Annotated in this window: 10 protein-coding genes; 3 read left to right on the top strand and 7 right to left on the bottom strand. The window is 74.1% G+C overall.

Features of this window, described 5'->3' with window-relative positions:
- Positions 1-437 precede the first annotated feature (437 nt).
- From ACFWP2_RS37390 to ACFWP2_RS37360, 7 genes are all read right to left on the bottom strand, one after another.
- Entirely contained in the window at positions 438-2,036 is a 1,599-nt protein-coding gene (locus tag ACFWP2_RS37390; RefSeq protein ID WP_380460164.1) for an alpha/beta hydrolase, read from the bottom strand.
- Between the two features lie 260 nt (positions 2,037-2,296).
- A complete protein-coding gene (locus ACFWP2_RS37385) occupies positions 2,297-3,295 on the bottom strand; it encodes a phospholipase (protein ID WP_380460162.1) in 999 nt (332 codons plus the stop codon).
- A gap of 161 nt (positions 3,296-3,456) precedes the next feature.
- Positions 3,457-4,059, bottom strand: coding sequence for a hypothetical protein (locus tag ACFWP2_RS37380; protein WP_380460160.1), 603 nt, complete (start codon positions 4,057-4,059; stop codon positions 3,457-3,459).
- Positions 4,056-5,450: a hypothetical protein gene (locus tag ACFWP2_RS37375; RefSeq protein WP_380460158.1), complete on the bottom strand. Its 1,395-nt coding sequence runs from the start codon at positions 5,448-5,450 to the stop codon at positions 4,056-4,058. The genes ACFWP2_RS37380 and ACFWP2_RS37375 overlap by 4 nt, the downstream gene beginning before the upstream one ends.
- Positions 5,447-6,256 carry an ABC transporter ATP-binding protein gene (locus tag ACFWP2_RS37370; protein WP_380460156.1) on the bottom strand — a complete coding sequence of 270 codons (810 nt, stop codon included), beginning with the start codon at positions 6,254-6,256 and terminating at the stop codon, positions 5,447-5,449. The genes ACFWP2_RS37375 and ACFWP2_RS37370 overlap by 4 nt, the downstream gene beginning before the upstream one ends.
- A gap of 32 nt (positions 6,257-6,288) precedes the next feature.
- Positions 6,289-7,116: a zf-HC2 domain-containing protein gene (locus tag ACFWP2_RS37365; protein ID WP_380460154.1), complete on the bottom strand. Its 828-nt coding sequence runs from the start codon at positions 7,114-7,116 to the stop codon at positions 6,289-6,291.
- A gap of 100 nt (positions 7,117-7,216) precedes the next feature.
- Positions 7,217-7,720 (bottom strand): RNA polymerase sigma factor, encoded by a 504-nt coding sequence (locus ACFWP2_RS37360; protein WP_380460166.1) that lies wholly within the window; start codon positions 7,718-7,720, stop codon positions 7,217-7,219.
- Between the two features lie 361 nt (positions 7,721-8,081).
- Between ACFWP2_RS37360 and ACFWP2_RS37355 the strand changes: the two genes are divergently transcribed.
- The 3 genes from ACFWP2_RS37355 to ACFWP2_RS37345 all read left to right on the top strand — a co-directional run bounded on the left by ACFWP2_RS37355 (position 8,082) and on the right by ACFWP2_RS37345 (position 11,252).
- On the top strand, positions 8,082-8,636 hold the full coding sequence (locus ACFWP2_RS37355) for a TetR/AcrR family transcriptional regulator (protein ID WP_380460152.1): 555 nt from the start codon (positions 8,082-8,084) through the stop codon (positions 8,634-8,636).
- A gap of 308 nt (positions 8,637-8,944) precedes the next feature.
- Positions 8,945-9,982, top strand: coding sequence for an agmatine/peptidylarginine deiminase (locus ACFWP2_RS37350; protein ID WP_380460150.1), 1,038 nt, complete (start codon positions 8,945-8,947; stop codon positions 9,980-9,982).
- Between the two features lie 106 nt (positions 9,983-10,088).
- Positions 10,089-11,252, top strand: a complete 1,164-nt coding sequence (locus tag ACFWP2_RS37345; RefSeq protein WP_380460148.1) for an agmatine/peptidylarginine deiminase — start codon at positions 10,089-10,091, stop codon at positions 11,250-11,252.
- Positions 11,253-11,276: the final 24 nt, after the last annotated feature.

Here is an 11,276-nt window from a genome sequence, read left to right as displayed (position 1 = left end):
CACGCTGTTGAGTTCTCAAGGAACGGACGCTTCCTTCGGACCGCCTTCCAGCGGACCCTCCGGGCTTCGTTCTTTCGTGTTTCCAGCTTACCAGACGTTTTCCGCCCCGTTTACCGGTGCTTTCCACTTCCGATTTGCTGGTGTCGTCCGGCGCTTGCGCCCCGTTCGACGTTTCAAACCTTAGCCGAGCCCTGCTCCGAAAAGCGAATCGGCCGCAATCCGATTAAATGAACACGCCACATTCAGACCGGGCCGTATCTGCCCATGACAGATCCGCCCGCGCCGGGAAGTGTTGGTTCAAAGGATTGGCCGCCCCGGGACCGTCCGCGCCGATGCGTGTCCGGTGCTCCCAGTCGAGCGACTGGGAGACAGTACTCCTCCTCGGCGCCCAAGACAAACGCCCTGCGCCGCCCGGTAGCCCGTGCCGGTTCGCCGCCTCACGGGCGGGCGGCGATGCAGTCGGTGTCCTGGGCGGGCAGGAGGCCGTCCAGGAGGTAGCGGTCGACGGCCGCGTCCATGCAGGCGTCCCGCGGCGCGAACATGCCCGCGTAGACGGTGTGGTGGAAGGCGCCGCGCAGGGTCACGAGGCGGGAGCCGGTCAGGGCCCGGTGGGCGGAGAGCTGGCCGGCGCGGGTCGCGGCCGGGTCGCCGTCGGCGCCCACCAGCAGGACGGGTACGGCGTTGCGCACCCGGGTGGGCGGTTCGGCGGGCTGCGCGGGCCAGAAGGTGCAGGGGGTGAGGTTGCGGGTGAGCGGGCCGAACAGCGGCTCGTCGGCGCGGTGGGCCTGGACGTCCCGGTAGTAGGCGAGCGGGTCGCGCGAGGCGGCGCGGTCCGCGCACATGATCGCGGTCTGCACGGCAGCGGACCCGCCCGTGTCGGGGGCCTCCAGGCCGGTGAGCACGGCCTCCAGCAGCGCGGTCGGCTCGGCGGTCCGGCCTTCGGCGGCGTCGGCCAGGACGCGCACGAGGTCGGCGAACTCCGTGTAGGCGGCGGTGTCGTCGCTGGCCGACACCGTCCACAGCACCTGCGGCAGGATGCGGGCGTCGACCCGGTGGGTGCCGACCGTCAGTGGGGCCCGCTCGGTCTGCCGGCGGACCCGCTCCACCGCGGCCAGCACCCGGGCGGTGCTGGTGCCCAGGTGGTGGCGGTCGTCGTGGCGGGACGTCCACTCCGCCCACGCGGTGAGCGCGGCGTCCATCGCGGGGCCCTGGGTGGCGGTCAGGTCGGGGCCGAAGCGGTCGGGGTCCAGGGCGGCGTCGAGCACCGCCCGTCCGACCCGCTCGGGGAACAGCTCCAGGTACACCTCGCCGAGGTAGCTGCCGTAGGAGGAGCCCAGGTAGGCGATCGTCCGCTCGCCGAGGACGGCACGCACCAGGTCCATGTCCCGGGCGGTTTCGCGGGTGGAGACGTGCGGCAGAACGTCGCGGTACGGCGCGCAGCGGCCGGCCAGGTCCTCGGCGAGTGCGGCGGACCGCTCGAAGGTCGCGCGGGTGGGGCCGGCCGACCCCGGGCCGCTGGTGGGCCAGCCGCAGTCGAGCGGGGTGCTGGCACCGACGAAGCGCGGGTCCATGGCGACGATGTCGTAGCGGGCGGCGAGGGCGGGTGCGGCCAGGCTCAGGGCGAGGCTGAGGTGTCGGGCGGGGACGCCGGGGCCGCCCGGGTTGTAGAAGAGGGCGCCCAGGCGGTGGGCGGGGTCGGTGGCGGGCAGCCGGGAGAGGGCGATGCTCAGGGTCGGGCCGTCCGGCCGGCGGTGGTCGAGCGGGACGCTGACCTCGGTGCAGCGGGCGCCGGCGTCGTCGAGTTCGGCGCCGGCGGTGTCCTGCGGGCCGGTTCGGCACGGGTGCCAGACGGGCTGTTGGCGGCGCAGCGCGGCGAGCGGGTCGGCGGCGTCGCCGGCCGCTCGGGCCTCGCCGGTCTGGCCGGTCACGCCGGTGACGCGGTCGGCGCCCGCCGCGACCGCCGGGGCGGAGGGCGCGGCGAGGAGGGTCAGGGCCAGCGCCGCCAGGGCGGCGGCCGGCTTGGCGGCGCGGATCACGGTGGTTCCCCTCGGGTGTTCGGCAGGCCGTCGGGGCGACGCTAGGCGGCCCGGCCGACCGGGCGCATCCGCCGAAGGTACCGGTCTGCGGGGCCGAACTGCGCCGTCAGGTTTACGACTTCGGGATCACATCCCCAGGTGCCGACATCCTGCCCGGGGTGTGGACGAGAGGGCGGAATCCCGGGTGGGGGGGGGGGGGGGGGGGGGGGGCCCCGGCCGGCCCCCCCCCCCCCCCACCCGGTTCGGCCCCTCCGGGTCGCCTACTTGAACAGGCGGTCACCGCTGGTGGCCATGCGGTGGGTCCCGCTGTGGCGGTTGACCCAGTCCCGGACCAGGTTGACGGCGTTGGCGCACTGCCAGCTGTTGTCGTACTCCCGCACGCCGGTGAAGGCGCCGTAGCCGGCGATGATGCCGTCCACCTGCGCGTCGCCCAGCAGCTTGTCGACGTACCAGGGGTCGTTGTAGGTGGTGGTCCAGGACAGGGTGGCCGCGAGCCGTCCGGCGGCCCGGTCGGACGCTCCCTTCTTCAGTTCCGCGCAGGTGTTGTAGGTGGCCTCCGTGCAGTTGCCGAAGCCCTTGGTGATGTCGCTGTCGCCGTAGTCCATCGCCCGGCGGCCGGCCGGGAACCCGGCGCCGGACCTGGCGAAGGCGCTCTGCACCTGGTCGCGGGTGCCGGTCGTGGTGATGCCCTCCAGCGGGCCGAGCTTGCCCTCCAGGCTCTTCCAGCCCCGGCCGCCGACGTCCGGGGTGCTGCCTCCGTGGTACTCGTAGAAGCCGTAGAGCACCTGGATGCCGGCGGCCGTCAGCCGCTGGGCCTTGTCGCGCAGTCCGGCGACGCTGCAGGTGCGGTTGGGCTCCTCGCCGCAGTAGTTGGGGTCCTTGATGTCCAGCCAGACCAGCGACAGCCGGCGGCCCGCGTTGGCGTTGGAGACGATGCGGTCGAGCATGCTGTCGAAGCTGGGGCCGAGCCGGTTCTCGCCGGCCGAGGAGCAGTCGTGGTAGGCGCGCCACTCGTTCGGGTTCCACCAGGCGCAGACGTCGATCTCGATGGCGTTGGCGCCGTGGTTGATCGCGGCGTCCACACCGTCCAGGGTGTCGACCCGGTGCGCGATGGCGTAGACCGGGCGACGCTGGTCGGCGGCGGCCGCCGGGGTGGTGGAGAGCGCGGTGGTGCCGACGACCCCGCACAGCGCCGCCGCCAGTGCCGTCAGGGCCGAGAGCGTTCGTGAGCGGGCGCCGTGCCTGTGATGAGCGGTCAAGGGAGACACTCCTTCTTGTTGGTGTACCGACAGGAGGATTCCACCAACCACGCCTTGGCACACGGTGAACGATCCGCGAACGGCGGCCCGCCGTCAGCCCGTAACTCCGGTGGGCGATAGGCCCGTTGACGATCACCCGGCGGCTTCGGCCGGCGTGCCCGTCAGCGCCTCGGGCCGGCCACGGCGTACAGCGTGCCGCCCGTCACCAGCAGCGCCACCGCGGCCCAGGTGGACGCCTCCGTGCCGGGGGGAGAGGTCATCCAACCGACCGCCTTTCCCACGGTGTGGGGCGGCAGCGGCGGGACGAGGACGGTGAACGCGAGCCAGCCGGTCGGCAGGGTCCAGGCCAGGTGCGCCCCGCAGAGCACCGCCCCGAGCGCGGCCAGGCCGACCAGGCCCGCGCTGTCCCGGACGACGACCTCGGTGGGGACGAACCTCGGGCCCACCGCCTGGAGCGCCATCAGCGCCGCACCGGCGACCGCGCCGATCAGCAGCGTGTGCGCCGCCCGGCGGGGCGCCCACCGGATCGCGGCCGTCCGGTCCAGGGCGAGGTCCTGCCCGCCGAACCCGACGGAGCCGGCCGCCACGCTCGCGGCGAGCACGAAGAACGCGGTCGGGTCCATCGCGGCCGCCGGGTCCATCGCGGCCGTCGCACCCGTGCCGTCGCCCCGGGTGAAGATCCACACCGCCAGTGCGACCAGCGTGACGGCGGCGGCCGAGGCGGGCACCTGCCGTGAACGCGCGTACAGCGTCAGCCACCTCATCGCGCCGCACCCCCCGCCGGCAGCTCGCGCAGCCGCGCCGTGCAGGAGAGGGCCGCGGTGCGCAGCTCGGCGATCCGCGCGCGCTGCTCGGCCGGCGCCAGCCCCTTCAGGCCCTGCCAGGCGGCCTCGGCGGCGGCCCAGGTCCGGCGCGAGTACTCGTCGGTGGCCTTCTCCTCCATCGGCCGGAGGGCGGGCTCACCGAGGGCCCAGCTCACGGCGATGCTCTGGAGGGCGACGTCGTCCTGTCCCCCGCCCTCCCGGGAGGTGCGGGGGTGGCAGCTCGGTGCCAGTCCCTGGGCGACCAGCGCGCGGGTCAGGTCCTTGCCGGTCGCATCGATGAACAGCTGATCGTCGAAGTCGACCGGCACCGCGTCGGCGGGGAGCGAGCGGGGATCGCCGAGCGCGCGCAGTGCGGTGTCCTCCCGCACGGAGGTCGGCGCCCCGTCGCCCAGGACGTCGTGCAGCACGCTCAGCGCCTCCCGGCCGCGCGGCGCGAGCTCGGCCAGGTGGGACCGGCTCGCCTGGGTCACGCACACCGGCCCGTCGCACACCATGGCCGCGGCGGCCTTGTCGACGACGTAGCTGTCGCGGGCGGCGGCCGGCAGGATCAGCAGGGCCGCGGCCGCGCCGGCCAGGGCGGGAGCGACCGCGAGCAGCCGGGCCCGGCGGGTGGCGGCGGCCAGCAGCACGAGGCCGGTGGCGAGCAGGCCGAGCAGCCAGATGGTCTGGCCGAGGTGGACGGAGCCGGACAGGGTCAGCAGCATCTGCCGCGGGTCCGCGGTCACCGGGGACAGCAGGCCGAGCCGGTTCGACGTCCTGGTCGTCGGCACCTCCCCTTCGATCCGCGCCCGCAGCATGTTCGTCATCACGAGGCAGGCCACCACCAGGGCCGGCGGGGTGAGGACGGAGGGCAGCGTCCGGGCGACGCCCATGGCGAACACGCCGGCCGCGACGAGGCCCAGGACCGCCACCAGCGGGATCGGCAGCCAGCCGAGGCCCGTGTAGGTGGTCGGGCCGAGCGCCACCCGCACCCCGCCGGTGAGGACGAGGAGGCCGAAGCCCGCCGCCAGGGCGAGCGCGAGCGCACCCGTCGGCAGCGCCGCGCGGCGCCAGGCCGGCAGCGGTGTGGTCGCCAGCAGTTCGGTCATCCGCGAGCGGGGTTCACGCAGTCCGTAGACCGCCCCGATGCCGACCACGAGCGGCAGCCAGAAGGCCAGCAGGGAACGGGTCCACAGGGCCATGGTGGTCCACTGGGCCGTCCACCCGGCGGTGCCCCTCCACCAGATTCCGTCGATCAGGAAGAAGACCGCCAGGCTGCCGCCCAGGACGGCGGCGCCGGCCCACGGGGCGGCCGAGCGCTTCAGCTCGGTGCGCAGCACACGTCCGTTCACCAGGCACCGCCCTGCCGGCCGGAGTTGCGGAGCAGCGCCGAGTAGCCGCGCTCCAGGGGGCTGTCGCCCGGGTGCTCGGGGCTGCCCGCGGCGGCGAGTTCGTCCGGGGTGCCCTGGAAGACGAGGCGGCCGTCGGCGAAGAGGACCACGTCGGAGCAGGCGGCCGCGACGTCCTCGACCAGGTGGGTGGAGACGACCACGCAGGTGTCGCGGCCCAGGTCCTGGAGCAGTTCGCGGAAGCGCAGCCGCTGTGCCGGGTCGAGCCCGGCCGTCGGCTCGTCCAGCAGCAGCACGGCCGGGGAGTTGACGATGGCCTGGGCGATGCCGGCCCGGCGCACCATGCCGCCGGACAGGGTCTTCATCCGGTGGTCGGCGCGGTCCGCCAGGCCCACCCGTTCCACGGCGCGCTGGACGGCCTCGGGGATGTCCGCCTTCGGGACCTCCTTCAACCAGGCCATGTACTCGACGAACTCGCGCACCGTGAAGCGCTTGTAGTAGCCGAAGTCCTGCGGCAGGTAGCCGATGCGGCGGCGCAGGGCCCGGAGGTCGCCCGCCCCGCGCAAGGAGGTGCCGAGGATCTCCAGTTCGCCCTCGGTGGGGCGCAGCACCGTGGCCAGCGTCCGGATCAGGGTGGTCTTCCCCGCCCCGTTGGGCCCCAGCACGCCGTGGGCGCCGGTGCCCAGGGAGAGGTCGAGCCCGTCGACGGCCATTGTGGTCCGTCCGACGCGTACCCTCAGGCCGCCGGCCCGGATCTCCCAGGCGTAGGTCTTCGGCGCGGTGTCGGCCGCGCTCGTCACGGGTGTCATGCGGTGGTCCCTTTCGATGGTGGACATGGGTTTCACAGCGTCGAGTACGCGTCCCGGCGGGCGATCACGGCGCCGGCGCCGAGTGCGAGGAGCAGCCCCCACAGGGGCAACCGGTCCGGTTGCAGGGCCAGTTGGAGGACGGAGGGGAAGCGGCCGGCGACCGCGGTGGGTGCGACGACGGCGACGCCCCACGCGACCGCCAGCCCGACGGCGGCGCGGGTCACCCCGATCACGCTGCCCAGGGCCAGGGCGGTGGAGGTGAAGGCCAGGGAGGGCAGCAGCCACTGCGCGGCCGTCGTGGCTCCGGTCAGCCATCCCCCCAGCAGCAGCGCGGGCAGGACGACGACCAGGGCCGAGGTGGTGCGCCTGAGCAGCAGGGGCAGGCCGGCCCGGGCGGTCGAGGCGGTCAGTTCGTGTGCCGGGTCCAGGCCGCTCGACCACGACGCGGCGACACCGCACAGCGGCAGTACCGGCGCCAGCAGCGACACCACCGAGGAACCGCCGAGGAAGTCCGACGGCGCGGCCGCGTCCAGCAGCAGCGCCACCAGGGTGAGGACGGCGGTCATCGCCAGCCACGGGGTCATGACCGGCGTCAGCCAGGACGACACCCAGCTCGGACGGTGCCACCGCGAGGGCCTCGTGACCGCCGCGTCCAACCGCGGTTCCAGACCGGCCCGGACGGTGTCGACGAGCGCGGCGATGCCGGGCGCCTCGGTGGCCACGGCGGCCGCCAGGTGGCTCCGGCACGGCGCGCACGTCTCCAGGTGGGCCTCCAGGGCCCAGACCGTGTCCGCCGCCATCGCCGTGTCACCGCGCGCGTAGTCGTCGATCAACCGCCTGGACGCGTGCTCCCCGCTCATGCGCCCACCTCGCCGCGCTCGGCGGAGGCATGCGCCCACGCGCACCCCTCTGCGGCTCTCCCCCAGCTTTCGGCCGGGGGGACCCCCGTGCTTCGCTCGCTCATGCCAGCGCCTCCCGCATCGCGATCCGGGCCCGGCGGGCACGGGTCTTGACCGTGCCTTCGGGCAGTCTGAGCAGGACGGCGGTCTCCCGGACGGAGAGCCCGTCGAGCACCGTGGCCTGCAGTACCTCTCGGAGTTCCGGCGCCAGCCGCCGCAGGGCGTCGCCGACGTCGCCGCCGACGGTCCCGGCGAGCGCCTCCTCCTCCGCCGCGGGCACCACCGCCCGCTCGGCGGCGGCGACCGGCGGTTCGGCGTGGTGGGCGCGGCGCCGGAACGCGTCGACGAGGCGGCGCGCCGCGATCGTCCACAGCCACCCGACGGCCGTCCCGCCGACCGCGCTCCCGGCGAACGCGCCGGCCGCGCGCCACACCGCGAGATAGGTCTCCTGCATGACCTCGGCGACGATCTGCTCGTCCGTGCAGCGGCGGCGCAGCCGCACCGCCAGCCATGGCGACGTGCGCCGGTACAGCTCGTCGAACGCCGGGCGGTCGCCCTTCGCCACCAGCCGGAGGAGGCGTTCCTCGTCCAAGTCGTCCAGTGCTCTCCTGCGTGATCTCACACCAGCCAGACGCGCGATCCGACGTACGGGTTCTGCGTGCGGCGTGACCTGCGTCACATGTCGTGATCCCGGCCGTCGACCCCGGCCCGGCGGCCGCGTCCGAGGTCAGCGCGGTGGGGGCCCCGACGGGAGCGGACGGACGGGGAGCCCGGAGCGGGCCTCGCGCGCCGGCTCCGCGGCCACGCCCGGGCATGGCGTCGCATCTGGTCCCCCGCGGCTGATCAGTCGGTCAGCCGGAGGGCGGGACCGGGCGTTCGCGCCCCCGGTAAGGTGGTCGATCGTGGCCAGTCGTAAAACGTCGATCATGGAAGCAGCGGCGCGGGTGATCGCGCGGCGTGGGGTGCGCGGGCTGCGGGTGGAGGAGCTCGCGGCCGAGGCGGGGGTGTCCACCGCGCTGATCTACTACCACTTCAAGGACCGGACGGGGATCCTCCGGCAGACGCTGGAGTTCATCAACGACCGGGCGGAGCGGTACGCGACCGAACGCGCCGCGGACGCGCCGCCGCTGACGCCCCGCGAGGAGCTGGAGCAGACCCTGCTGCTGGAGCTCCAGGACACCCCCGAGGTGCGGGAGAACAGCACCGCCTGGGGCGAGCTGCGGGCGAGCGCGGTGTTCGACGAGACGCTGCGGGAGGACCTGGCGCGGGCCACCAGGATCTGGGTGCAGGAGATCGCGGAACTGCTCGGCGGTGTGCAGCCGATGTCCTCGGCGGTCGCGCTGGCCGGCGCGGCGGAGCGGCTGACGGCACTGCTGGAGGGGCTGAGCACGCGCTGGTTGAGCGGCAGCCTGCCGCTGGCGCACGCCCGCACGCTCCTGGCCGAGGCGATCGACGTCGAGGTGGCCCGGCTCGGGTCCTGAGCCGCACGGACCGCTCGGGGACGTCCGCTCGGGGAGGTCTACTCCGGGGACGTCCACTCCGGGACGTCTGCTCGGGACGTCACCGATGGCGTGACCGGGGCGTCACTCCACGCAGCGAGCCCGTCAAGGATGCGTTATGACCTGCCTCCGAGTTTGACTGATTTTTCAGTCAGTGCGAGCCTGAAGCCGCGGACAGGGTGCTGCCGCCGGTCCTCCCCCGTGGTGCGCCGCCGCATCGCGGCGCGAAGAGTGGGAGTCGGCGGCCCCCGGCACCCGGCCCGGCACCGTCGCACGATCTGGAGAGCCTCATGACCCACTACCCCGACGACCGTTCCAGCGGGCCCTACCCCTGGGTGCCGGCGGACGACGTCCCGCACGCGCGGACCTGGATGTCCTGGCCGTCCCGCAGGGGCGTGTGGGGACTGCGTCTGGGCGGCGTCCAGGAGGACATCGCCCTGATCGCCCGGACGATCGCCGAGTTCGAGCCGGTGGTGATGTGCGCCCCCGACGACTGGACCGCCGACAAGGCCCAGTCCTGGTGCGGTTCCGGGGTGGAGGTGATCAGCGCCATCCCCACCGACGACCTGTGGATGCGCGACACCGCGCCGGTGTTCCGCCGGGACGGCTACGGCGGCCTGGACGCCGTGATCCTCAACTTCAACGGCTGGGGCAACAAGCAGGTGCACCACGACGACGCCCGGGTCGCCGAGCGCCTCGCCACCCGCCGCGGCCTGCGCCACTCCTACGCGGACTTCGTCGGCGAGGGCGGCGCGATCGAGACCGACGGCGACGGCACCGTAATGGCCACCGAGAGCAGCCTGGTCAACAAGAACCGCAACCGCGGCATGAGCCGGGACGAGATCGAGGAGGCCGTCCTGGAGGCCTACGGCGCGGACGCCATGATCTGGCTGCCGGGCATCAAGGGCCAGGACATCACCGACGACCACGTGGACGTCACCTCCCGGTTCGTCCGCCCCGGCGTGGTGATGGTGCAGCTGCCGCCCGCGGACCGCAACGACGCCTGGGCGCGGGACGCCCGCGAGCAGTTCGCGATCCTCTCCGCCGCCACCGACGCCCGGGGCCGCCGCCTGCAGGTCGTCCCGGTGCACGGCCCGGACACCGTCCGCTCCCGCAGCTCCAAGTTCGTCGACTCCTACCTCAACTTCCACCTCGTCAACGGGGGCGTCATCACCGCCCAGTTCGGCGACGCGTCCAAGGACGCCGCGGCCAAGGAGGCGCTCGCCGCGGCCTTCCCCGGCCGCGAGGTGGTGCAGCTCGACGTCGACCGCCTGATGGCCGGCGGCGGCGGCATCCACTGCTCGACCATGCACGAGCCCCTGCCGTAGCCGCCGACCCGCCACCGCCCGCGTGGCCCCTGTGACCCACGCGGCCCCCGTGGCCGCCCTACCGCACACCTCGTCCACCGCACCGACCACCAGCCGGAGTGCCCGTATGTCCTCTGCCCTGTCCCGCCGTACCCTGATGCGCCGCCTCGCCGGTGTCGGCGCCGGTGTCGGCGCCCTCACCCTCGGCCTCACCGCCTGCGACCCCAACGACCTCGGGGTCGGCGACGGCACCGTGCCGCCCCCGCGGCCCGGCGGCACCCCCGGCGTGCGCCGCTTCGGCGCCGAGTGGGAGAAGCACCTGCGCACCGTGATGTCCTGGCCTGCCTCCGAGAACATCTGGGGCGACCAGCTCCCGGACGTCCGCCGGGACGTCGCCGGCCTGGCCCAGGCGATCGCGGCGCGCGAACCGGTCGTGCTGATGGCCCGCCCCGAGCAGAAGGACGCCGCCCAGAAGGCCTGCGGCTCGGCCGTCGAGGTGGTGCCGATCGCCGTCGACGACCTGTGGGCCCGGGACACCCTGCCGGTGTTCGTCGAGGAGGGCGGCACGGTCAAGGGCGTCGACTTCAACTTCAACGGCTGGGGCGGCAAGCAGCAGCGCGGCAACGACGCCAAGGTCGCCAGGACGGTGCTGGCCAAGTACGGCGTGGAGCGGGTCGAGACCCGGCTGGTCGCCGAGGGCGGCTCCTTCGAGACCGACGGCCTGGGCACCCTGATGGTGACCGAGAGCTCCGTCGTCAACGACAACCGCAACCCGGGCATGAGCCGGGACCAGATCGAGGCGGAGCTGAAGCGGGTCCTCGGCGTGACCAAGGTGATCTGGCTGGCGGGCGTCAAGGGCAAGGACATCACCGACGCCCACGTCGACTGCCTGACCCGCTTCGCCGCCCCCGGCGTGGTCCTGCTCGACCAGGCCTTTCCCGGCACCCCGCCGGACGTCTGGTCCCGCTCGGCCGACCAGGCCCGCGCCGTCTTCAAGGACGCCACCGACGCGACGGGCCGCAAGCTCCAGGTGGTGGAGCTCCAGCAGCCGGACCCGGACAAGATCACCGGGCGCGGTGACGCCTTCGTCTCCTCGTACATGAACTTCTACATCGGCACCAAGGGCGTCTACCTGCCGAAGTTCGGCGACGCCCGGGCCGACGACCGGGCCCAGCAGATCATGAAGCAGTACTTCCCGGGCCGGGAGATCGTGCCGGTCAAGTTCGACGCGATCGCGGCCGGCGGCGGGGGCATCCACTGCGCCACCCACGACATCCCCGCCCTGGGCTGAGCGGGCGCCGGGCCGGCTCGCCGT

The organism is Kitasatospora sp. NPDC058444, assembly GCF_042721415.1.
Taxonomy (GTDB): domain Bacteria; phylum Actinomycetota; class Actinomycetes; order Streptomycetales; family Streptomycetaceae; genus Kitasatospora.
This window is presented reverse-complemented; position numbering and strand designations above follow the sequence as displayed.